Source organism: Rhizobium sp. Root1212 (assembly GCF_001424985.1).
Taxonomy (GTDB): domain Bacteria; phylum Pseudomonadota; class Alphaproteobacteria; order Rhizobiales; family Rhizobiaceae; genus Pararhizobium.
The window spans coordinates 59279-80935 of sequence record NZ_LMDA01000026.1 but is presented as its reverse complement, the minus strand read 5'-3'; the positions used below and the strand labels follow the sequence as shown (position 1 = coordinate 80935).

At 64.6% G+C, this 21657-nt stretch carries 20 protein-coding genes; 3 read left to right on the top strand and 17 right to left on the bottom strand.

The features are described 5' to 3' along the window. Window positions 1–41: 41 nt before the first annotated feature. Entirely contained in the window at window positions 42–455 is a 414-nt protein-coding gene (locus tag ASC86_RS22750; protein ID WP_056326735.1) for a cupin domain-containing protein, read from the top strand. 253 nt (window positions 456–708) lie between these two features. Here ASC86_RS22750 and ASC86_RS22745 read toward each other — a convergent pair whose 3' ends face one another. The 6 genes from ASC86_RS22745 to katG form a co-directional block, all read right to left on the bottom strand. After that, entirely contained in the window at window positions 709–1197 is a 489-nt protein-coding gene (locus tag ASC86_RS22745; RefSeq protein WP_056326733.1) for an Rrf2 family transcriptional regulator, read from the bottom strand. 66 nt (window positions 1198–1263) lie between these two features. Continuing rightward, the gene (locus tag ASC86_RS22740; RefSeq protein ID WP_056326731.1) at window positions 1264–1908 is read right to left on the bottom strand and encodes an ankyrin repeat domain-containing protein; all 645 of its coding nucleotides are present in this window, start codon (window positions 1906–1908) and stop codon (window positions 1264–1266) included. Between the two features lie 74 nt (window positions 1909–1982). Then, complete coding sequence (locus ASC86_RS22735; protein ID WP_056326729.1) at window positions 1983–2468, bottom strand: heme-binding protein; 486 nt, start codon at window positions 2466–2468, stop codon at window positions 1983–1985. Window positions 2469–2565: 97 nt separating this feature from the next. Continuing rightward, the gene (locus tag ASC86_RS22730) at window positions 2566–3147 is read right to left on the bottom strand and encodes a response regulator (RefSeq protein ID WP_056326727.1); all 582 of its coding nucleotides are present in this window, start codon (window positions 3145–3147) and stop codon (window positions 2566–2568) included. Further along, window positions 3144–4634 (bottom strand): ATP-binding protein, encoded by a 1491-nt coding sequence (locus tag ASC86_RS22725; protein WP_056326725.1) that lies wholly within the window; start codon window positions 4632–4634, stop codon window positions 3144–3146. Before ASC86_RS22725 ends, ASC86_RS22730 begins: the two co-directional genes overlap by 4 nt. Before the next feature lie 301 nt (window positions 4635–4935). Beyond that, on the bottom strand, window positions 4936–7119 hold the full coding sequence (gene katG / locus ASC86_RS22720) for a catalase/peroxidase HPI (RefSeq protein ID WP_056326722.1): 2184 nt from the start codon (window positions 7117–7119) through the stop codon (window positions 4936–4938). 120 nt (window positions 7120–7239) lie between these two features. Between katG and ASC86_RS22715 the strand changes: the two genes are divergently transcribed. Continuing rightward, window positions 7240–8160: a hydrogen peroxide-inducible genes activator gene (locus ASC86_RS22715; RefSeq protein WP_056326720.1), complete on the top strand. Its 921-nt coding sequence runs from the start codon at window positions 7240–7242 to the stop codon at window positions 8158–8160. Here ASC86_RS22715 and ASC86_RS22710 read toward each other — a convergent pair. The 4 genes from ASC86_RS22710 to ASC86_RS22695 all read right to left on the bottom strand — a co-directional run bounded on the left by ASC86_RS22710 (window position 8132) and on the right by ASC86_RS22695 (window position 11703). Further along, window positions 8132–9055, bottom strand: a complete 924-nt coding sequence (locus tag ASC86_RS22710) for a cation transporter (RefSeq protein ID WP_056326718.1) — start codon at window positions 9053–9055, stop codon at window positions 8132–8134. The genes ASC86_RS22715 and ASC86_RS22710 overlap by 29 nt on opposite strands. Window positions 9056–9146: 91 nt before the next feature. Beyond that, a complete protein-coding gene (locus ASC86_RS22705) occupies window positions 9147–9485 on the bottom strand; it encodes a YciI family protein (RefSeq protein WP_056326716.1) in 339 nt (112 codons plus the stop codon). 101 nt (window positions 9486–9586) lie between these two features. Next, window positions 9587–10567 carry a threonine/serine dehydratase gene (locus tag ASC86_RS22700; protein WP_056326714.1) on the bottom strand — a complete coding sequence of 327 codons (981 nt, stop codon included), beginning with the start codon at window positions 10565–10567 and terminating at the stop codon, window positions 9587–9589. Between the two features lie 107 nt (window positions 10568–10674). After that, window positions 10675–11703 carry a LacI family DNA-binding transcriptional regulator gene (locus tag ASC86_RS22695; RefSeq protein WP_056326712.1) on the bottom strand — a complete coding sequence of 343 codons (1029 nt, stop codon included), beginning with the start codon at window positions 11701–11703 and terminating at the stop codon, window positions 10675–10677. A gap of 538 nt (window positions 11704–12241) precedes the next feature. Between ASC86_RS22695 and ASC86_RS22690 the strand changes: the two genes are divergently transcribed. Then, window positions 12242–13591, top strand: a complete 1350-nt coding sequence (locus tag ASC86_RS22690; RefSeq protein ID WP_056326710.1) for an alpha-glucosidase/alpha-galactosidase — start codon at window positions 12242–12244, stop codon at window positions 13589–13591. Window positions 13592–13835: 244 nt separating this feature from the next. On the opposite strand, the gene pta is transcribed toward ASC86_RS22690, so the two are convergent. The 7 genes from pta to ASC86_RS22655 all read right to left on the bottom strand — a co-directional run bounded on the left by pta (window position 13836) and on the right by ASC86_RS22655 (window position 21553). Continuing rightward, window positions 13836–14831, bottom strand: a complete 996-nt coding sequence (gene pta, locus ASC86_RS22685; protein WP_056326708.1) for a phosphate acetyltransferase — start codon at window positions 14829–14831, stop codon at window positions 13836–13838. Beyond that, the gene (locus ASC86_RS22680; protein ID WP_056326707.1) at window positions 14831–15868 is read right to left on the bottom strand and encodes a YeiH family protein; all 1038 of its coding nucleotides are present in this window, start codon (window positions 15866–15868) and stop codon (window positions 14831–14833) included. Before ASC86_RS22680 ends, pta begins: the two co-directional genes overlap by 1 nt. Window positions 15869–16176: 308 nt before the next feature. Continuing rightward, window positions 16177–17955, bottom strand: coding sequence for a sulfoacetaldehyde acetyltransferase (gene xsc / locus ASC86_RS22675; protein ID WP_056326705.1), 1779 nt, complete (start codon window positions 17953–17955; stop codon window positions 16177–16179). 44 nt (window positions 17956–17999) lie between these two features. Next, window positions 18000–19397 (bottom strand): FAD-binding oxidoreductase, encoded by a 1398-nt coding sequence (locus ASC86_RS22670; RefSeq protein ID WP_056326703.1) that lies wholly within the window; start codon window positions 19395–19397, stop codon window positions 18000–18002. Between the two features lie 10 nt (window positions 19398–19407). After that, on the bottom strand, window positions 19408–19788 hold the full coding sequence (locus tag ASC86_RS22665) for a nuclear transport factor 2 family protein (RefSeq protein ID WP_156387170.1): 381 nt from the start codon (window positions 19786–19788) through the stop codon (window positions 19408–19410). Between the two features lie 129 nt (window positions 19789–19917). After that, complete coding sequence (locus tag ASC86_RS22660; RefSeq protein WP_056326701.1) at window positions 19918–20745, bottom strand: ABC transporter permease subunit; 828 nt, start codon at window positions 20743–20745, stop codon at window positions 19918–19920. Beyond that, a complete protein-coding gene (locus tag ASC86_RS22655) occupies window positions 20738–21553 on the bottom strand; it encodes a taurine ABC transporter ATP-binding protein (protein ID WP_056326700.1) in 816 nt (271 codons plus the stop codon). The genes ASC86_RS22660 and ASC86_RS22655 overlap by 8 nt, the downstream gene beginning before the upstream one ends. Window positions 21554–21657: the final 104 nt, after the last annotated feature.

Here is a 21657-nt window from a genome sequence, read left to right as displayed (position 1 = left end):
CCCGTGGATGGCCGGCCGCGTCGAAACACAGGAACCGTGACATGATCAGGATATCTGCCATCGCCGCCGCCGCGTTTGCGGCATCCCTTCTCGCCGCGGGCGCCTCCCATGCCGCCGAAGCGGCCAAAGTCACGCTCGTCTATGAGCACGCGCTTCCCAACGTTCCCGGCAAGAGCATCCGGGGCGTGCTGGTCGAATACGGGCCGGGCGGTTTTTCCGAAGGTCATACCCACCCGAACTCCGCCTTCATCTATGCGACCGTGCTCGAAGGCGCGATCCGCAGCCAAGTGAACGACGGCCCGGTCGCCATCTACAAGGCCGGGGAGAATTTTTCCGAAATGCCCGGCGACCGGCATGCCGTGAGCGCCAATGCCAGCAAGACCGAACCGGCAAAGCTGCTTGCGGTGTTCGTGGTCGATACGGATGAGAAGCAGCTGGTGCATCCGCTGAAGTGATGCGAGGCGGAGGCAAGGCTTCTCCGAGAATTCCGAGCCAGCCGCTTTACCCCCCTCTGCCCTGTCGGGCATCTCCCCCTCAAGGGGGGAGATTGGCTGGGGTTGGCCTCTTGCTCCCGATCTTTCCCCTTGAGGGGGAGATGTCGGCTGAGCTGACAGAGGGTAAAGCGGCTTATTCCGAATGTACCGATACACCCCCTCATCCGGCCCGACGGGCCACCTTCTCCCCGCTGGGGAGAAGAGAAAGTGATCCTCACCCCGCCCGTCTTTTCACCCACTCGCCGCTGCTCCGCCAGAGCGCCGGCGGGACTTCCTGTTCCAGCGTCTGGATGAGGGCGGCAAGGCTCACGCCCCTTAGCTTTGCCCGCCATGCCGCATCCGCTTCCCACATGATGCGGGCGATGGCGCAGGGGCCGGTATCGCAAAAACCTTCCGGGCGGCAGGGATTGTTGGCGCGGATATTGCTGCAGACGAAGCTGCGCTCCTTGCCCTCGACGGCCTCCACCACATCCAGGAAGCTCACCTCGCTCGCGGGGCGGGCGAGCCGGTAACCGCCGCTCGGGCCGAGCGTCGATTCGACGAGCTTGGCCTGCGACAGGCTCTGCAGCGCCTTCGACAGGTATTCCTTCGGCAATCCGTGGAATTCGGCGAGCGCCTTGGTCGAGAGATAGCGCCCCTCCGGGAGACCGGCAAGGACGGCGCAACAGTGCAGCGCCCATTCGACTTGGCTTTTGAGGATCATGAACGTCTTCCGCTAAATAAGGACAATTCATATCCTTATTTAGCGATCCTGTAAATGGCAGCGCGTCTATTCGCGGGCGCCGGCTGCTTCGAGCAACGCGACGATCTCCGTCAACCGGCGGGCGCGAGCGTGGAAGAGCGCGGTCTTGCCGTCGAAATCCTTGATATTGGCATCGGCGCCGGCCTTCAGCAGCGAACGCACGCTGTGTTGCGCCGCCGGTCCGCCATCGGTGAGGATCGCGGCTTCGAGCAGCGCCGTCCAGCCGAGACGGTTGACGTGATCGAGCTTGACGCCGGCTGCGATCAAGAGGTCCACGGCTTCCGGGTGTCCCTTTTCGGCGGCCGGGATCAGCGCCGTGCCGCCATAGCGATTGGTGCTCTTGAGGTCCGCGCCGTTGGCGAGGATCAGCTTGAGGATTTCGATGCGGCCGTGGGCGCCGGCCACGAGATAGGGGCTGTCCTGAATATTGTCCTTGGCGTTGACATCGGCACCGGCTGAAATCAGGGCGCGGGCGGCGTCGATATCGTCGTTCCAGACGGCGACGAGCAACGGCGTCTGGCCGTCGCCATTGCGCTCGTCCACTTTGTTGCCGGCCTTGATTGTCTGTTCGAGGGCGGCGTGATCGCCGCGCTCCACCGCCGCCAGAACAGAGGCCTGCCCGTTGCCGCCAATCGCCATGATCAAAACTCCTGCCAGAATAAAACGCTTCATCGTCACCTCCACGCGAAAAGCCCGCACGATCCTTCGGAGCGCGCGGGCAAGACGGATATCCGTGGGTTGCGGGATTATTTCAGACGCTTGGCCTGGGCTTCAAGAGCCTTGTTGGCGCAGGCTTCGTCGAACTGGCCGCCCGGAGCGCCGCCAACGCCGATGGCGCCGATGGTTGCCTTGCCGACCTTGACCGGCACGCCGCCGGCCAGAACGAGGAAGCCGGGGATATCGACGAGGCCGGCAGCACCCGGATTTTCGGCAACGGTCTTGGCCATGCCGCTGGTCGGGTTGCGCGAGGAAGCCGAGGTGTAGGCCTTGGCGGTCGCGGCATTTGCGGTGTGGGCGCCGGCATTTTCAGCGCGAACCAGCGCGATCAGGACGCCCGAGCGGTCGGTGACGGCAGCAGCGACGTTGTAGCCGTCAGCCTTGCAGGCTTCGACGGCGGCCTTGGCGAGATCGACGGCCAGATCGGTGCCGATGCTCGGCAGCGAAACGGTGTCTTCGGCGAAAGCCGGGGCGGCAGAGAGAGCAAGAGCGGCGGCGAGAACGATGTGCTTCATTTGAAACCTCCAGGGGCGGAACCATTTCCTGAAAGCCAAGATAGGGGTTTGCCGCAGGTGGCGGTATTCGCAGGCTAACCGAGCGGTCTCGGTAGGATTACCGATGCGCGGCGAGCCACAGCCGCGTCTGCTCCGCCACGGCGGGCGTGCCGAGCTTGGCGGCGATGGCGGCGCGGTGGCTGTCGACCGTCCTCACAGAAACCGTCAGCGCCGCCGCGATCTCCTTACTGCCGAGGCCTTTCGATACCAGCTCCATCACCTCGGCCTCGCGGCCGGTCAGCTGATCGAGCAGGGCCGTCGTTTCGGCGCGGGCGAGGTGTTCGGCAAGCGCGGCTTCGCAGGCGGTGATCGCCTCCATCAGCACATGCTCGTCCACCGGCTTGGTGAGGAAATCCGTCACCCCGGCGCGGAAGGCGCGGCGGCAGGCTTCGACATCGCCATGGCCGGTGATCATGATCGCCGGCCAGGAAACGCCCTTGGCCGAGAGTTGCGTGAGGAGTTGCAGGCCAGACACGGCGGGGAGCCTGAGATCGAGGATCAGCACGCCCGGCTTTGCCCGGTCGACATGGGCGAGCAGATGGGCGGCATCGGGGAAGGTCATCACCTCCTTGCCGTAGGTGGCGAGCAGCATCGACAGCGCATCGCGCACGGCGGCATCGTCATCCACCAGATAGATCATTTTGTATCCTCCAGCGGCAGGCGGATGGTGAAGCGGGCGCCGCCGGCATTTTCCGCCTCGATGCTGCCCTCCATGGTTTCCACCAGCCGCGCCGAAAGCGGCAGGCCAAGGCCCATGCCATCTGGCTTCGTGGTGAAGAAGGGTTCGAAAATATGCGGCAATGCCGAGGCCGGAATACCGGGGCCGTTATCAGCGATGGTAATCACCGCCTGTTTCCCGGCCGCTTCGGCGCGGATCGAAATGCGGGGGTCGCCCTGTGCTGCCAGCGCGTCGGCGGCGTTGCGCAGGATATTGTGGATCACCTGCTGGAAGCCGATCACATCGATGCGCAGCAGGCGCTCGCCGGAAGAAACGACCGTTTCGAGCCCGATGCCGCGGCGGGTCAAATCGGGTTCGGCAAGGCGCAGGGCCTCGGTCAGGGCGCGTTCCAGCGGCACGGCCTCGATCTGCGCCGGACCACCGGCGATATAGGCGCGCATCCGGCCGAGAATATCGCCCGCCCGCTTGGCTTCGCGGACATTGGCATCGAGCGCCTGTTCCAGAATATCGGCACGGTCGAGCCCCATGGCGCGCTTGGCGGCCTGGCTCTGGCTGAGAAGCGCCGCAACCGGCTGCGCCAGTTCATGGGCGATGCCGGAGGCCATTTCGCCGAGCGCATTGACGCGGCCGGCGTGCGCCAGCTTGGTTTCCTGCTCCAGCAGGGCGGCGCGCAGTTCCTCCTGCCGCCGAGCCCGGATCGCCCGGCGATATTCCCCCAGAAAACGGACGGCGCCGGCAAGGGCCAGCAGCAGCGGCAGCACCACGATCGGGGGCAAGAGTTCGCTCACGCGAAAGCCGCGGCTCATCTCCAGCCGCAGTGGCTGGCTCGTGCTGTTGACGGCGAGGCTGCGGGTGGCATGCAGCAAGGCACCGGCCTCGACGGGGTGGTCGATCAGCCGGTTTTCGCCGAGCGAGATGCGGTAGCCGTCATTTTCCGGCACGACATCGTCGGCGATCAGCCGTCCCGCATCGATGGTCATGAACAGATAGGTGCCCGGCGACACCAGCTTGTAGATATCGTAGCGCGGATCGTCCGGCCGGCTGCGGATGGCGGTGCTGCCGGGGGTGGCGAGTGCCGGCAGGCTTGTAATGTCAGGCCAGTCCGATTGCGTCTGCACCGGGCGGTCGTAGCGGACCTTGGTCGCCGTGTCGCCCTCGATGCGGATGGTCGCGATCTCGACGATGCGCGGGTAGAACGAGCCAATCGCCTGCGCCAACCCATGCACGCTGTCGGAAGGTCCAGCCATGCGGACGACGGCGGCGAGCGCGGTCAGATGCGCCTCATGCTGGGCGAGCTTTTCCGCCAGCCGGGTTCCGGCATCCGACAGGCTGCGCGACAGGTCCTCGACGCCGGAGCGGTAATTGACCGCGCCAACGAGGGCGAGCAGAGCCAGCGCAAGCCCGGCAAACAGGGTGGTGAGGAGACGATATTCGCGTTTCATGGTCATTCAGCGGTTTGCCGCCAAACTCCGTTATCGGAGGCGGGTGGTCAATAGCTGTACAGTTATCAGTAAGTTTGGAACTTGCCGCTTCACCCCCCTCTGCCCTGTCGGGCATCTCCCCCTCAAGGGGGGAGAATAGCAGGAAGCGACCTCTCGGCCCAATCTCACCCCTTGAGGGGGAGATGTCAGCGCAGCTGACAGAGGGGGGTGTAGCGGCAAACTCCAAAGCCGCGGGGGTACGCCCCGAAAACAAAAAAGCCCAGGCGCAGCGGAAACCGCGCCTGGGCTTTTCATTTCATTCGATCACTCAGACCAGATCGAAACGATCCGCATTCATCACCTTGTTCCAGGCGGCGACGAAGTCCTTGACGAACTTCCGGCCGGCATCGGCCGAACCATAGACTTCGGCGAAGGCGCGCAGCTGGGCGTGCGAACCGAAGATCAGGTCGACGCGGGTGCCGGTCCATTTGGCCTCGCCCGTCTTGCGGTCGCGGCCTTCATAGACGCCCTTCTTGTCGGCAACCGGCGACCAGACCGTGCCCATGTCGAGCAGGTTGACGAAGAAGTCGTTGGTCAGGGTTTCCGGGCGGGTCGTGAGGACACCGTGTTCCGGCTGGCCGGCCTGCAGCACGCGCAGGCCACCGATCAGGACCGTCAGTTCCGGCGCGGTCAGCGTCAGCAGCTGGGCCTTGTCGATGAGGGCTTCCTCAGCCTTCAGGAACTGCGTGCGGTTGGCGTTCACATAGTTGCGGAAGCCATCGGCACGCGGCTCCAGCGCTGCGAAGGAGGCAGCGTCGGTCTGGGCGTCGGAGGCATCCATGCGGCCGGGCGTGACCGGCACGGTGACGTCGTGGCCGGCAGCCTTCGCCGCCTTTTCGACGCCGGCTGCACCGGCAAGCACGATGAGGTCGGCGAGCGAAATTTTCTTGCCGCCCGTCTGGGCCGCGTTGAAATCGCTCTGGATGCCTTCGAGCACGCCGAGAACCTTGGCGAGCTGGGCCGGCTGGTTGGCCTCCCAATCCTTCTGCGGAGCCAGACGGATACGCGCGCCATTGGCGCCGCCGCGCTTGTCGGAGCCACGGAAGGTCGAGGCGGAGGCCCAAGCGGTGGAGACCAGTTCCTGCACGGTCAGACCCGAAGCCAGAACCTTGGCCTTGAGGCTGGCGATATCCGTGTCATCGACCAGCGGGTGATCCACGGCCGGGATGACATCCTGCCAGATCAGGTCTTCGGCCGGAACTTCCGGGCCGAGGTAACGGGCCTTCGGTCCCATGTCGCGGTGGGTCAGCTTGAACCAGGCGCGGGCGAAGGCGTCAGCGAACTGATCCGGGTTTTCGAGGAAGCGGCGCGAGATCGCCTCATAGACCGGGTCGAAACGCAGCGCGAGGTCGGAGGTGAGCATGCGCGGTAGGTGCTTCTTTGTGCTGTCGAAGGCATCCGGGATCGTGGCGCCAGCGCCCTTGGCAACCCACTGATGCGCGCCGGCCGGGCTCTTTTCCAGCTCCCACTCGTAGCCGAACAGGTTCCAGAAGAAGTTGTTGCTCCACTTGGTCGGGGTCGAGGTCCAGGTGACTTCGAGGCCGCTGCCGATCGCATCTTTGCCGACGCCGGTGTTGAACTTGCTCGCCCAGCCGAGGCCCTGGGCTTCGAGTTCGCCGCCTTCCGGGTCGATGCCGACGAAGGAGGCGTCACCTGCGCCATGGGTCTTGCCGAAGGTGTGGCCGCCGGCGATCAGCGCCACGGTCTCTTCGTCGTTCATCGCCATGCGGGCGAAAGTTTCGCGGATGTCGCGGGCGGATGCCAGCCGGTCCGGGTTGCCGTTCGGGCCTTCCGGGTTGACGTAGATGAGACCCATCTGCACGGCGCCGAGCGGTTCTGCCAGCTGGCGCTCGCCGCTGTAGCGCTCGTCGCCCAGCCAGGTGCCTTCCGGCCCCCAATACAGCTCTTCCGGCTCCCAGACATCGGCGCGGCCGCCGGCGAAGCCGAAGGTCTTGAAGCCCATGGATTCGAGCGCGACGTTGCCCGTCAGGATCATCAGGTCGGCCCAGGAGATCTTGTTGCCGTATTTCTGCTTGATCGGCCACAGCAGGCGGCGGGCCTTGTCGAGGTTGACGTTATCCGGCCACGAGTTGAGCGGCGCGAAACGCTGCTGGCCCTGGCCTGCGCCGCCGCGGCCGTCGGTGATGCGATAGGTGCCGGCCGAGTGCCAGGCCATGCGGATGAAGAGGCCGCCGTAATGACCGAAATCGGCCGGCCACCACTCCTGCGAATCGGTCATCAGGGCGGTCAGGTCCCGCTTCACGGCATCGAGATCGAGCGACTTGAACGCCTCGGCATAGTCGAAATCCTTGCCCATCGGGTCGGAGAGGCTGGAGTGGCCATGCAGCACCTGCACGTCCAGCTGATCCGGCCACCAGTCGCGGTTCGACCGGCCCTTGGCCACCGAATGGGCAACGGGACATTTGCCCGCGGTATCAGTCTTCTGGTCCATCGTCGTTCTCCTTGGTTCACGTCGTCGTTGTTGTGGGAGGAAGCCTCTTTAGAACCCTTCTATCGAAACCCATCCATAAATTTAAGTTGGATTTTTTGATAGTGGCGATAAAATAAACTTATGAAGAACATCACCCTCAAGCAGCTTCGCTATTTCGAGGCTTTGGCGCGCGACGGGCGTTTCCGGCGGGCGGCGGAAGCCTGCGCCATTTCGCAGCCGGCGCTTTCCATGCAGATCAAGGAGCTGGAAGAGGAGCTTGGCAGCGACCTCTTCGAACGCAGCGCGCGCGAGGTGAAACTGACCGCCTTCGGCGAGACCTTCGCCGTCCGGGCTCGCGCGATTCTCGCGGCGGTGGACGAAATCGCCGATTTCGCCCGCGCTGCCCGCAACCAGTTCCTGACACGGCTGAGGATCGGCATCATCCCGACGGTCGCGCCTTATCTGTTGCCGGCCATCATAAAGGATTTGAACGCCACGTTCGAGGGTATTCAGATCGAGATCCGCGAAACCCAGACGGCGAAACTGGTGCAGGAACTGGCACAGGGCAATCTCGACATGGCGATCGTCGCCCTGCCCGTCTCCGAGCCGTCGCTGACCGAGCTGAAACTGTTTACCGAGGAATTCGTGCTGGTGCGGCGGCCGGAGGATGAGGGCAAGCCGGTGCCCGGCCGCGAGGCGCTGAAGGAGATGCGGCTGCTGCTGCTCGAAGAGGGCCATTGTTTCCGCGAGCAGGCGCTTTCGTTCTGCAATATCGGCTCCGGCCGTGTGCGCGAGGTGATGGAGGGAAGCTCGCTTTCGACGCTGGTGCAGATGGTCAGCGCCGGCATCGGCGTGACGCTGATCCCGCAGATGGCGGTGCCACTCGAGACACGCTCCGCCGATGTCTCGATTTCGCGTTTTCCCGCGCCCGCGCCGTCGCGCACAATCGGCATGATCTGGCGCAATTCCACGCCGCTGGCCGAGCAACTTTTGGAGATCGCCGGCTGCGTGCGGCGTGCGGCAGACAAAGGCCTCAGACAGCCCATTCCGGATCGGTCGTAAAGGCGATGGTCAGCCAGCGATCCGGCCCTTCGCCGCCGATGGCGTCGCCGATCTCATCGCGGATGCGGTCCCAGTCCTGCAGCTTCTGCGGCGGAAAATCCTCGGGCACGATGAAATAAAGCTCGATCTGCCGGCCGCGGCCGACACGGGCGACATAGGCGCGATGCGACAGGAAACCGTGCCGCTGGACGATGGTTTCGGCCACCACATCGACATGGTTCTTGAGATCGCCGGGGGTGACGAGCATGATATCGGCCAGCGCCTGCCGGATCGTGCCGGCCGGAATGGGGATGATGACGAGGCAGACGAGCGTCAGCGCCACCGGGTCGATATAGGGCGACAGCCATTCATGCGCCGTTCCCTGAATGAGATAGCCGATGACGAAGGCGACGAGCAGGGCGCTGGTGAGCCCCGCCGACATCATCCAGCTCTTGGCATCGAGCGCCACGAAATCCGAGCGGATCGTGCGGTTTGCCCGGAACCCGATGATCGCCATCGTGACGGTGATGACGAGGGTCACGACAGCGTAAATGATCGCGCGGTCGAAATCGAGGTGGCGGCCGCCGGCCATGATACTGCCGACGGCATTGATCAGCGCGTAGATCGCCGCTCCCGTCAAGAGGATGCCGTTGAGGCCGAGCACCATCGGCTCCAGATGCCAGAAGCCCATGGTGAAATGCTGGACGAAACGGCCCTTGCCCTCACCGGAAGCCGAAGAGGCGATGAGCTTCGACACCAGCAGCGCGACGATGGTCATGACGGCGTCCGTCAGCGCATAGACGCCGTCGAAGACGATGGCGAAGGAGCCGGAAAGAATACCGAACAGGATGCCGACGCCGGCGAGCAGTATCGTGACCAGGATCGAGATGCGCAGCAGCCCCTGTTCCGTCTTCATCGCCTGGTCCTTTCGCCCTGTTGTTCCCGCGGCTTATAGCGGGCGGGGTAGCGGAAGGCTATCACAGCATGCTCGAAAACGACCCCTCCCATCAATGAAACGGCCGCACCTCGACCGGCGCGCGGCAGGCGATGGTGGCCTTGTGGCCCCAGGCCAGCGCCTCTTCGAGGCTGTCGACGTCCAGCACCCAGAAGCCGCCGATATGCTCCTTGGTTTCGAGATAGGGGCCGTCGGTGACCAGCACCTTGCCATCGGGCTGGGCGCGGAGCGACCGGGCATTGCCCACCGGCATCAGCCCGCCGACGAAAAGCCGGACGCCGGCGGCGAGCATTTCCTCGTTCAGCACATCGATATCATGGTGCATCGCCTCATCTTCCAGGGCGGCAGGGTCGTAATCATCGGGGTGGTGGATGGCGACCAGATATTGCATGACGATGTCTCCTCTCGCGGTTTTCGGGCAGGGCCGATTGCCCTGCCACACCGTTCTCGACGAACGACAAAAGCGGAAATCGACACATCGTTCCGAAAAAATCAGCTTTCGCCGAAACGCGACAGTGCCGTTTCGAAAACCTCGGTATCGACATTGCCGCCGGAGGCGACCGCGATCACCTGATCGCCTTCGATATCGCGGCCATGGAACAGGGCCGCCGCCAGCGCCACGGCACCGCCCGGCTCGATGACGATCTTCAGTCGCTTGAAGGCGAGCGCCATCGCATGCAGCGCTTCATCATCGGTGACAACGAGGCCGGGGCCGGCAAGCCGCTTCAAGACCGGGAAGGTGAGCTTGCCAGGCTCTGGCGTGATGATCGCATCGCAGATCGAACCGGAGAGCGTCGCATTGCGCTCGAATGTGCCCGAGGCCAGCGAGCGGGCGGTGTCGTCGAAACGCTCCGGTTCGCAGCTGCGCACGCGGAAACCGGGAGCCTTTGCCTCGAGCGCCAGCGCAACGCCGGAACTGAGGCCACCGCCGCCGCAGGGCACCAGCACGTCGGCGGCGGCGATGCCCTCTTCCAGGGCCTGTTCGGCGATTTCCAGCCCGACGGTGCCCTGCCCGGCGATGACCAGCGGCTCATCGAAGGGGCGGATGAGGGTCAGGCCGCGCGCTTCGGCCAGTTTCGCGCCGATCGCATCGCGGTCTTCGGTGGCGCGGTTATACAGCACGACTTCGGCGCCGAAAGCGCGGGTGTTGTCGATCTTCAGCTTCGGCGCATCGGAGGGCATGACGATGACCGAAGGCACGCCGTGCAGTTTCGCCGCCAGTGCAACCCCCTGCGCATGATTGCCGGAGGAAAAGGCGATGACGCCGCGCTTTCGCACCGCAGGCTCCAGCCCCGACAGGGCCGACCAGCCGCCGCGAAACTTGAAGGAGCCCGAATGCTGCAGGCATTCCGCCTTGACGAACAGCCGGCGTCCCGCCAGTTCGTCCAGAAACGGGGACGACAACAGCGGCGTGCGGCGGGCGCGGCCGTTCAGTCGCGTGCGGGCGGCGGTGATCATGTCTATCGAGGTCATGGCTCTCTCTTTCGGTCTGCTGGAGGAGCATGATTAGAAGCTGGCTGCCGCATTGTGAACGCCCGTTCTTGTCACGGTGACAGGATAAAGAGGCCCCTCCCCAACCCTCACCCCGCCTTGCCAGTCGAACCCCTGATCACCAGTTCCGCTTCCATGCGCACACGCGCCGTTTCGAGCGGCTTGTCCTTGAGACGGGAGAACAGCATTTCGGCGGCGATCATGCCTTGCCGCACGCCATCGGTGCGGATCGTCGTCAAGGGCGGTGTCAGCCAGCGGGCGAAAGGCAGGTCATCGAAGCCGACGACGGACAGATCGTCCGGCACCCGGCGGCCGAGTTCGTGGGCGGCATTCAGAGCGCCGATAGCGATCGTGTCGTTGCCGGCGAAGATGGCCGTCAGGTCCGGGCGTCGGGCAAGCAGGGCGCGGGCGGCGAGATAGCCGCTTTCGGGACTGAAATTGCCGTCGCCCACGGCATCCTCGTCCAGCGAAAGGCCGTGGCTCTGCAGACGATCGGAAAGCGCCGTCAGCCGGGCATTGGTCGAAACGAAATCCCGCGGCGAGAAAGTGATGGCGCCGATACGGCGGTGGCCGAGGCCGACGACGTGATCGACCGCCTCGCCGATGACGCGGCGCGTCGTGAAGGTGACGGACACTTCGTCCGGATGGCGCACGGAGCCGACCAGCACCAGCGGAAAACCCTTCTCGATCAGCGAGGCCAGCGGCTTGTCGCCCGCGCGCGGGTTGACGACGATCAGGCCGTCGATGCGGCGGGATTCCACCAGATTGTCATAGGCGCCGGGCTTGCCGTTCGCCTCCAGCCCCTCGACCAGCACGTGGAACCCCATCTCGCGATTGGCTTTCTCGATGCCGTAGAGCAACTGTGGGATATACTGATCGACGAGCAGGATCGACGGATCGGAAACCAGCAGGCCGATCGTTTCCGTCAGGCCGCTCACCAGCATGCGGCCGGCGGAATTCGGCTTGTATCCGAGTTCGGCGGCCGCCTGCAGCACGCGCTCGCGCGTATCCTTGCTCAGGGTCACGCTTTCGGAACGGTTGAGCACGAGCGAGACCGTGGCGCGCGAGACGCCGGCCCGTCGGGCCACATCATGGCTGGTCACGCGATTGCTTGCCATTTGCTCCTCTTGCAGCTGCCGGCCGCCCGACTGCGCCTACCGGCGATCTCCCACTTCTCCCCTCGGGGAGAAGGGAAAACCCAGCCCTCTTCCTATGCGACACAGGCGGAAGCGCCTATCCGCCTCCGCCAATTTTTTCCAAGCGTCTTCAATCCCTTCGTTCTCTGAAACAGGTACAGCCGATTTCGCCTCTTGACAATCGGAATGTGGTTTCGATATTCAAAGCTAACACGTGTTAGTAAAAATCATTTCGGCAATTAACACGTGTCAGCAACGGAAATGGGGAAGAGCATGACCACCGAGGAAAACAGCGCATCCCGCGTCCTCATGTGGCGCAAGGAGGCCATGACCGGCTTTCTGTTCGCGGGATCTGCGGCATGCCTCAGGCCTACGGCATGTTATGATGCCATGCCCCCTATGTCCTCGTCTCCGGCGCCCCATTGACGCGGGAGACAAGCCGGCGGCATTTTTCCTCCCTGAATGCCGGCGGGCATATCTCCCAGACCGCAAACACGAAGCTCCCAAGGATCAGTTTCCCATGCGACGCCCCAAAATCACTTTCATCGGAGCCGGCTCCACGGTGTTCATGAAGAACATCATCGGCGATGTGCTGCACCGTCCGGCCTTCAAGGACGCCATCATCGCGCTGATGGACATCAACCCCGAGCGCCTCGCCGAAAGCGAGATCGTCGCCGGCAAGCTGGTGAAGACGCTCGGTGCCCGCGCCACAATCGAGACCCACACCGACCGCCGCGCGGCGCTCACCGACACGGATTTCGTCGTCGTCGCCTTCCAGATCGGCGGCTACGAGCCATGCACCGTCACCGATTTCGAAATCCCGAAGCAATTCGGCCTGCGGCAGACGATCGCAGACACGCTCGGCATCGGCGGCATCATGCGCGGGCTTCGCACCGTGCCGCATCTGTGGGCAATCTGCGCCGACATGATGGAGGTGTGCCCTAACGCCATCCTGCTTCAATACGTCAACCCGATGGCGATCAACACCTGGGCGATCGCGGAAAAGTTTCCGGCGATCCGGCAGGTCGGCCTTTGCCACTCGGTGCAGGGCACGGCCTATGAGCTGGCGCGCGATCTCGACATTCCCGTCAGCGAAATCCGCTACCGCGCCGCCGGCATCAACCACATGGCCTTCTACCTGAAATTCGAACATCGCCAGGCCGACGGCAGCTACCGCGATCTCTATCCGGACCTGCTCGCCGGTTATCGCGCCGGCCGCTTCCCCAAGCCCAGCCACTGGAATCCGCGCTGCCCGAACAAGGTGCGCTACGAGATGCTGGCCCGTCTCGGCTATTTCGTCACCGAAAGCTCGGAGCATTTCGCCGAATATACGCCGTGGTTCATCAAGGAGGGCCGCGACGACCTGATCGAGAAATTCGGCATTCCGCTCGACGAATATCCGAAGCGATGCGTCGAGCAGATCGCCCGCTGGAAGAAGGAAAGCCAGTCGCTGACCGGCAGCGACACGATCGAGGTCAAGGAAAGCCATGAATACGCGTCGTCGATCATGAACTCGGTGTGGACCGGCGAGCCCTCGGTCATCTACGGAAACCTGCGCAACAACGGCTGCATCACCTCCCTGCCGGCCAATTGCGCCGCCGAAGTGCCCTGCCTCGTCGATGAGAACGGCATCCAGCCGACCTATATCGGCGAACTTCCCACCCAACTCACCGCCCTGATGCGCACCAACATCAATGTGCAGGAACTGACGGTGAAGGCGCTGATGACGGAAAACCGCGAGCACATCTATCACGCCGCGATGATGGACCCGCATACGGCGGCCGAACTGGATCTCGACCAGATCTGGGCGCTGGTCGATCGCCTGACGGCGGCACACGGCGAATGGCTGCCGGAGTGGGCGCGGGGCTGATCGGGTTCTGCCTTCTCCCCGTGGGAAGAAGGGAAAAAAAGCAAGCCGCCCTTTCATCGGCACACGAAAACAACGACCGGCACCTCGCTCGGCTGGCAGCCCCCGTCGAACACCATCTGGTAGCGCGCTCGGGCTCCGGCCGAGGGCGCTGCCGCTCACCTTTCCCGTCACGCCGCATCTGTTTGATGCGAAGGGTGCGAGTTTGATTGCAACGCGCTGATCGCGGCCTGAACGTGGGCGTCTATCAAGCCCGCGCCTGGATCACCGTCACCGCGATCATGTGGAACACATCATCCGCATCGCAGCCGCGGGACAGATCGTTGGCCGGCTTGGCGAGCCCCTGCAAAATCGGCCCGATCGCCGTTGCCCCGCCGATGCGCTGGGCGATCTTGTAGCCGATATTGGCGGCATCGAGATTGGGGAAGACGAAGACATTGGCCTCGCCATGCAGCACCGAATCCGGGGCCTTGGCGGCGCTGACGGCTTCGACGAAGGCGCTGTCGAACTGCAATTCGCCATCGATGACGAGATCGGGCGCGGCCGTGCGCGCCAGCCGCGTCGCCTCCACCACCTTCGAAACCCGCTCATGGGCGGCGCTGCCGGCGGTCGAGAACGACAGCATCGCCACCTTCGGCGGCTTGCCGGCCAGCGCCTCGAAGGAGCGGGCCGACATGACGGCGATATCGGCAAGGCCGGCCGCATCGGGATCGACCACCAGACCACAATCGGCAAAGACATAAGCGCCTTTCTTCTGGTGATGCGGCGCGCAGAGCATCATCATGAAGAAGCTCGACACCAGCCCGACCCCCGGCGCGCGGCCGATGGTCTGGAGGGCGGCGCGCACCGTATCGGCCGTCGTCGCGACCGCCCCGCCGACCGTGCCGTCGGCCGCGCCTTCGCGCACCATCATGGCGGCGAAGACGAGTGGAGAGCGGACGGCTTCGGCGGCGGCCTCCGCATCGACGCCCTTGCTGCGGCGCAGTTCGTGGTAGGCGTTGGCAAGGCGCTCCGTCAGCGGCGAAGATGCCGGGTCCTCGATGCGGACTTCGCCGGGGGCGGAACCCGCCGCCGCCAGCTTTTCTTCCACGACCGGCCGGCGGCCGACCAGGGTGACGGTGGCGATGCCGGCGCGCACCGCGCGCACCGCGCCCTCGACGATGCGGGGGTCTTCGCCTTCGGCCAGCACGATATGGCGCGGTGCGGCCTTGGCAGTTTCAAGGATGCGGTCGAGCGGTTTCATCAGGCGTGCCCCAGATAGTGAATGCCGGCGAGGATGAAGAGGGCGATGAAGATGGTTTCGGCGACGATGAGGGCGACGGCGTCGCCGCCGACATCCAACACCCGGCGCAGCGAGGTGCGCATGCCGACCGCGACGATGCCGGCCAGCAGCGCCCAGCGCGATGTCTCCATGCCCGCCTTCGCCACCATTTCCGGGACGAAGCCGAAGGAATTCAGCGCAGCGAGAATAAGGAAGGCGACGACGAAGCCGGGCAGCAGCGGCGGGCGCTTGCCGCCTTCGCCCTCGCCCTGCGGCACGTTGCGCAGCACGATCGAATAGGTCAGCACCACCGGCGCTAGCATGGTCACACGGATGAGCTTGACCAGCGTCGCGGTTTCGCCCGCTTCCGGCGAGACGGAGAAGCCGGCGCCGACGACCTGCGCTACATCATGGATGGTGCCGCCGAAGAAGATGCCGGTCGCCCGCGCATCGAGCCCCATATATTGGGCGACGATCGGATAGCCGATCATGGCGAGCGTCGACAGCACCGTGACGGAGAGCACGGTGAAGATCAGGTTGCGCTCGGAAAACTCGTTCTTCGGCAGGACGGCGGCGATCGCCATGGCGGCGGAAGCGCCGCAGATGGCGACGGAACCGCTGGTGATCAGCGCCAGCCGCCAGCCGCGACCGAGCAGCTTGGCCGCCAGAAGGCCGAAACCGATGGTGCAGGCGATGGCGCAGACCAGCAGCAGGATGGTGCCGGCCCCGAGGCCTATCAGCAGATCGACGCTGATGCGCATGCCGAGCAGGGCGACGCCGAGGCGCAGCACCTTCTTGGCGCAGAAATCGATGCCGGCGGCGCAGCGCCCTTCTTCCGAGAGGAAGTGGAAGGCGATGCCGAGTAGCAGCGCCATCAGCATGGCGGGCGCGCCGTAATGGTCGGACAGGAACTGGGCGGCGACGGCAACCGCCGCGGTGACGGCGAAGCCCGGCCAGTAGCTCGAAAATCCGGAGGGAAGACTGCGGAAACGTTGTTGGACTGTGGCGGCGAGGGTCATGGTGTCGTTCCGGTCGCTGGTGCGGGAAGTCTTGTGCCCGCCCGGCGGCCGGGCGGGACGTGGATCGGAAAGGCCCCTCCCCACGAGAGCATGGGAGGGAGACTGCAGGTGCGGCACCTCCCTTCTCCCCGCCTGCGGGGAGAAGGTGGCCGTCAGGCCGGATGAGGGGCAGCCGCGGCATCCGCAAATGCCGTCGCTTCTGCCCCTCACCCTAGCCCTCTCCCCGCGAGCGGGGAGAGGGGACGACACAGAACGCCACCTCTCCTGCCGCTCCCGTGGGAGGGGTCTGCAGTCCAGCCCTGGGAGGCTCAGACCGGCGGGTGCTGGGCGCGCATGTCGGCGCGGTCGATGCCGGCGACCGGCACCGGCTTCTTCATCGCATCGCGACGGAAAGGCTCGCCCAGTTCCTGGTTGAGGATGACTTCCACGAAGGTCGTCACGCCGTTCTTCTGGTCCTCGATCGCCTTGGCCAGCGCCTCGGTCAGCGCCGTCGGCGTATCGACGGCGACACCCTTCAGGCCGCAGCCTTCCGCCACCTTGGCGTAGCTGAGATTGGGGTTCAGCTCGGTGCCGACGAAGTTGTTGGAGTACCAGAGCGTCGTGTTGCGCTTTTCCGCACCCCACTGGTAGTTGCGGAAGATGACCATGGTGATCGCCGGCCAGCCTTCGCGGCCGATAGCGCCCATCTCGTTCATCGAGATGCCGAAGGCACCGTCACCGGCAAAGCCGACCACCGGCACATCCGGGCAACCGATCTTGGCGCCGACGATCGAGGGGAAGCCGTAGCCGCAGGGGCCGAACATGCCCGGTGCGAGGTATTTGCGGCCAAGCTCGAAGGTCGGATAGGCGTTGCCGATGGCGCAGTTGTTACCGATGTCGGTGGAGACGATGGCGTCCTTCGGCAGGGCTGCCTGAATGGCCCGCCAGGCCTGACGCGGCGACATGCGGTCCGGTTCGCGGTTGCGGGCACCCTCGTTCCATTCCGTGCCCGGATCGTCGTCTTCATGGTCCATCGACGACAGCTGCTGCTGCCACGCCGAGCGGGTCTGGTGGATCTTCGCCTTACGCTCCTCGCGGCCGGCATCGCCGGCAGACGGGGAAAGCTGCTCGAGGATCTGCGCCGCAACCTGCGTGGCATCGCCGCAGATGCCGACGGAGACCTTCTTGGTGAGGCCGATGCGGTCGGCATTGATATCGACCTGAATGATCGAGGCGTTTTTCGGCCAGTAGTCGATGCCGTAGCCCGGCAGGGTCGAGAACGGGTTGAGGCGGGTGCCGAGCGCCAGCACGACGTCGGCCTGCGAGATCAGCTCCATCGCCGCCTTCGAGCCGTTATAGCCGAGCGGGCCGACCGAAAGCCGGTGGCTGCCGGGGAAAGCGTCGTTGTGCTGGTAGCCGCAGCAGACCGGCGCATCGAGACGTTCGGCCAGCGCCATGGAGGCTTCGATCGCACCGCCGATGACGACGCCGGCACCGTTGAGGATGACCGGGAACTTCGCTTCCGAAAGCAGCTTCGCCGCTTCCGTGATCGCCGCCGGTCCGCCGGCCGGGCGCTCGAAGCGCACGATGGACGGCAGGTCGACGTCGATCACCTGGGTCCAGTAGTCGCGCGGGATGTTGATCTGCGCCGGAGCGCAGCCGCGCCATGCCTTTTCGATGACGCGGTTCAGGACTTCCGGGATACGCGAGGGATCGCGCACTTCTTCCTGATAGCAGACCATCTCTTCGAACATCGCCATCTGGTCGACTTCCTGGAAGCCGCCCTGGCCGATGGTCTTGTTGGCCGCCTGCGGGGTGACCATCAAAAGCGGCGTGTGGTTCCAGTAGGCGGTCTTGATCGCGGTGATGAAGCCGGTGACGCCGGGGCCGTTCTGGCCGATGGCGATCGACATCTTGCCGGTGGCGCGGCTGAAGCCGTCGGCCATGATGCCGGCATTGGTTTCATGGGCGCAGTCCCAGAACCGGATGCCGGCCCTGGGGAACAGGTCCGACACCGGCATCATGGCCGAGCCGATGATGCCGAAGGCATGTTCAAGGCCGTGCATCTGCAGAACTTTGACGAAGGCTTCCTCGGTGGTCATTTTCATGGCTGGTTCCTCTCTTTGCAGAATTGGCTTTTCTTTTCAGATGATTAGAGAATTTCGTCGCGCAGGTAGTACCAGCGGTACATGCCCCACTGCCCAAGCCGCCGGAACGGCGTCAGCACGCCGTGGCTCGGCAGCGGCGAGGTGAAGATGGGAAGATCGAGGCCGGCGCCTTTGCCCGCGACAAGCTGCGCCATACGGCGGCCGGCCTGCGCCGAATACATGACGCCATTGCCGCCATAACCCATGGCGTAGAACAGCTGCTGGCCCTTTTCCGGCTGGAAGATGCGCGGCATCATGTCGTGGCTGACATCGACCCAGCCCCACCACGAGTAATCGATCTCGATGCCGCGAAGGCTCGGGAACTTGCGGTAGAGGCCGTTCAGCAGCAGCTCCAGATGCTTCGGATTGGAGGCATCGCGGCCGGTGATGGCGCTGCGGCTGCCGATCTGCACCCGCCCGTCCGGCATCATCCGGTAGTAGTGGCGGAGCGTCCGGGTATCCGTCAGCGGAATGCGGGTCTGGAAGTTCAGCGCCTGCCGCTCGCTGTCCGTCAACACGCGGGTCACGACCGAATTCGACAGGATCGGCATCAGCCGGCGCCTGGTCAGCGCGTTCATGTCCGGCGAGGTATAGCCCGCCGTCGCGATGCACACGGCGCGGGCGCGCACCGTGCCGCCGGGCGTCGAGAGATAGTGCATGCCGCCCTTGGAGGTGCAGGACAGCACCGGGCTTGCGGTATGCACTTTTGCGCCGAGTTTGCGGGCGAGATTCAGGTAGCCGAAGGCGAGCTTGGCGGCGTGGATGCCCATACCGTCGGGCTCGTACAGGGCGCCGCGGGCTTCCTCGTCACGGACGAAATCGCTGTGGATCTCGCCGCGCGAAACCATGCGGGCCTTGTAGCCGAAGACGTCGTTCAGCACGCGAACTTCGCTTTCGAGGTTCGGGATCATCTTGTCGCGATGGGCGATGTAGAGGTGGCCGCCGTCCTGCGGATCGCAGTTGATTTCCGGCTCGCGGATCAGCGAGCGGAACAGGTCGAAGCCTTCCGAAATCTCGGCATGCATCTTGCGGGCGACATCGACGCCCCAGCGGGCGATCCATTGCGAGCGCTTCAGCCGTCCGGCGGAGATCTGGGCCTGGCCGCCGTTGCGGGTGGAGCAGCCCCAGGCGACGCCGTTGGCTTCCAGCACGGTCGCCTTGATGCCGTGTTCGCGGGCCAGATGAATGGCGCAGGAGAGGCCGGTATAGCCGGAGCCGATGATGGCGACATCGACATCCATGTCATGGGTCACCGGGCCGTCGTCTTCCGGTTCCTGGCCGGCGGTGCCGATCCAGTAGGTGGGGGCGTAGTCCTTGCCCCGGCCGGGGCTGCGGTCGTGCTCCGGATCATAGGCGGGATCGAAGGGCTCCCGTCTGGTCTTCTGGTTGACGTGCAGGTGCATGGCTGTGCCCTCAGTAGCGGGGTTGCAGAACCGGGCGGTTCTTGCGGAAGGCCTGCTTGCGGACGATCTTGCCGTCTCGGAAGGTGAAGAGGTCGCACCCCTCCGCCTCGATGCGGCTGCCATCGGCCGCCGTGCCGGAGAACGTCCATTCGGAGACGCCGCGGTCGCCGGCGACGAAGTGGCTGTGCTTGCCCCACTGGGCGTCCGGCATGGATTTCCAGACGCCGCTGAAGGCCTCGGCGATGGCCTTTGCGCCTTCGATGCGGGTGCCGTAGACCTCCGGCCCGCCGACCGCGTTGAAGACGCAGTCCTCGGCGAAGAAGCGCATGATCCCGTCAATGTCATGCCGGTTGAAGGCATCGAACAGGTCCTGAAGATCGGTTGCAGTCAGTGTCATCGTTTTCGTCCTTTGGCTGGGCATGGCTTCGCCGTTGACGGTCGATGCCGTCTTCGCGACTGCCATGCCGGATAAGGTGTTTCTGGGTTGCCGGTCGGGGACGCTATTCAGCGTCCCGCAGGGTTAGATGCGGCCCTTCCAGGGGATCAGCACCTTTTCGAGGTAGCGGATCAGAAGATCGAAGGCGAAGGCGAAGATGCCGATGATGAAGATGCCCATGATAACGGTGTCGCTTTCGAGGTTTTCGGCGGCGTTGAGCACCATGAAGCCGAGACCGCGGTTCGCCGCAACCATTTCGGCGGCCACCAGCGTCGTCCAGCCGACACCGATGCCGATGCGCATGCCGGTGAAGATTTCCGGCAGGGCGGCCTTCATGATCACCTGGCTGATGACCTGTCCACGGGTGGCGCCCATCGCATAGGCGGCATGGATCTGCTCCGTCGAGACCGAGCGAACCCCTGCCCTTGCGGCAATCGCCATCGGCGCGAAGATCGCGAGATAGATGAGGAACACCTTCGGGAATTCGCCGATGCCGAGCCAGATGATGACCAGCGGCAGGTAGGCGAGCGGCGGCAGCGGCCGGTAGAATTCGATGATCGGATCGAACAGCCCGCGCACCACGCGGTTGACACCCATCAGGATACCGATCGGCACCGCCGTCACCAGAGCCAGCGTGAAGGCGCCGAAGACGCGGCCGATACTGGCGACTGTGTGCTGCGACAGCGTCGAGTTGGAAACACCCTCCGTCAGCGCCATCACGAACTTGTCCCACACCGCCAGCGGCGACGGCAGGAACAGCGGCTTGACCCAGCCGGATTCGGTGACCGTAAACCACAGCGCGACGAGCACGAGCGCCGTGAGGAGGCTGATCATTCCGCTGGCGCCATCACCGGGGGCGCCGAAAATCTTGCCGGCCTTGGCGGGCTTGGCGCGTGTCACTCTCTCAAGCATGGTGGGCCACCTCCGGGTTGCCGGACGCACGTTCGTCGCCGTAGATGATGCCGAGCACTTCCTCGCGCATGCGGATGAATTCCGGCGACGACTTGATCGCGCGGGCATTGCCTTCGGCAAGGAAACGGCGGTTGAAATCGAGTTCGTAGGTGTGGGTGATGCGGCCGGGGCGCGGCGACATGACGATGAGCCGCGAGCCGAGGAACAGCGCTTCCTCCACGCTATGGGTGATGAAGAAGAACATCTTGTCGGTGAGTTGCCAGACCTTGAGCAGCAGTTCCTGGATGGTTTCGCGGGTCAGCGCGTCGAGCGCCGCCATCGGCTCGTCCATCAGCAGCATGGCCGGATCGCATGTGAGGGCGCGGGCGATGCCGACGCGCTGCTGCATGCCGCCCGACAAATGGTAGATCATGTGGCGGTGGAAATCCTGCAGGCCGACAAGGGCGAGGTTCTTGGTGGCGATCTCGCGGCGCTTGGCCTTGTCGACGCCGCGCAGCTTCAGGCCGAATTCGGTGTTTTCCATGACATTCAGCCATGGCAGAAGCGCATGCTTCTGGAAGACCACGCCGCGCTCTGCGCCCGGCCCGTTGACCCGGTGGTTGCCAAGCGAGATGTCGCCTTCCGAGGGGGCCATGAAACCCGCCATCAGGTTCAGCAGGGTCGTCTTGCCGCAGCCGGAAGCTCCGAGCGCCACGACGAAATCACCGCTGTTGATGGTGAGGTTGACGCCCTTGAGGGCGATGACCGCCTGATCCGAGTACAGGCCCGGATAGGTCAGACTGATGTTTCTGACACTGAGTGTTTCCATGAGAAATGCCTCCCTGCACCTCGGTCACGGGTCGTTGAGCGATGGCCGGCCGCTCCCAACGGCCGGCCGGAGGCGCATCGCGGGCTTTTAAGGGACCGCTACCT

Excerpts from the sequence above, each read along its gene's own strand:
- ASC86_RS22750 (WP_056326735.1), top strand. The coding sequence starts at position 42 with ATGATCAGGATATCTGCCATCGCCGCCGCCGCGTTTGCGGCATCCCTT.
- ASC86_RS22745 (WP_056326733.1), bottom strand. The coding sequence starts at position 1,197 with ATGATCCTCAAAAGCCAAGTCGAATGGGCGCTGCACTGTTGCGCCGTC.
- ASC86_RS22740 (WP_056326731.1), bottom strand. The coding sequence starts at position 1,908 with ATGAAGCGTTTTATTCTGGCAGGAGTTTTGATCATGGCGATTGGCGGC.
- ASC86_RS22735 (WP_056326729.1), bottom strand. The coding sequence starts at position 2,468 with ATGAAGCACATCGTTCTCGCCGCCGCTCTTGCTCTCTCTGCCGCCCCG.
- ASC86_RS22730 (WP_056326727.1), bottom strand. The coding sequence starts at position 3,147 with ATGATCTATCTGGTGGATGACGATGCCGCCGTGCGCGATGCGCTGTCG.
- ASC86_RS22725 (WP_056326725.1), bottom strand. The coding sequence starts at position 4,634 with ATGACCATGAAACGCGAATATCGTCTCCTCACCACCCTGTTTGCCGGG.
- katG (WP_056326722.1), bottom strand. The coding sequence starts at position 7,119 with ATGGACCAGAAGACTGATACCGCGGGCAAATGTCCCGTTGCCCATTCG.
- ASC86_RS22715 (WP_056326720.1), top strand. The coding sequence starts at position 7,240 with ATGAAGAACATCACCCTCAAGCAGCTTCGCTATTTCGAGGCTTTGGCG.
- ASC86_RS22710 (WP_056326718.1), bottom strand. The coding sequence starts at position 9,055 with ATGAAGACGGAACAGGGGCTGCTGCGCATCTCGATCCTGGTCACGATA.
- ASC86_RS22705 (WP_056326716.1), bottom strand. The coding sequence starts at position 9,485 with ATGCAATATCTGGTCGCCATCCACCACCCCGATGATTACGACCCTGCC.
- ASC86_RS22700 (WP_056326714.1), bottom strand. The coding sequence starts at position 10,567 with ATGACCTCGATAGACATGATCACCGCCGCCCGCACGCGACTGAACGGC.
- ASC86_RS22695 (WP_056326712.1), bottom strand. The coding sequence starts at position 11,703 with ATGGCAAGCAATCGCGTGACCAGCCATGATGTGGCCCGACGGGCCGGC.
- ASC86_RS22690 (WP_056326710.1), top strand. The coding sequence starts at position 12,242 with ATGCGACGCCCCAAAATCACTTTCATCGGAGCCGGCTCCACGGTGTTC.
- pta (WP_056326708.1), bottom strand. The coding sequence starts at position 14,831 with ATGAAACCGCTCGACCGCATCCTTGAAACTGCCAAGGCCGCACCGCGC.
- ASC86_RS22680 (WP_056326707.1), bottom strand. The coding sequence starts at position 15,868 with ATGACCCTCGCCGCCACAGTCCAACAACGTTTCCGCAGTCTTCCCTCC.
- xsc (WP_056326705.1), bottom strand. The coding sequence starts at position 17,955 with ATGAAAATGACCACCGAGGAAGCCTTCGTCAAAGTTCTGCAGATGCAC.
- ASC86_RS22670 (WP_056326703.1), bottom strand. The coding sequence starts at position 19,397 with ATGCACCTGCACGTCAACCAGAAGACCAGACGGGAGCCCTTCGATCCC.
- ASC86_RS22660 (WP_056326701.1), bottom strand. The coding sequence starts at position 20,745 with ATGCTTGAGAGAGTGACACGCGCCAAGCCCGCCAAGGCCGGCAAGATT.
- ASC86_RS22655 (WP_056326700.1), bottom strand. The coding sequence starts at position 21,553 with ATGGAAACACTCAGTGTCAGAAACATCAGTCTGACCTATCCGGGCCTG.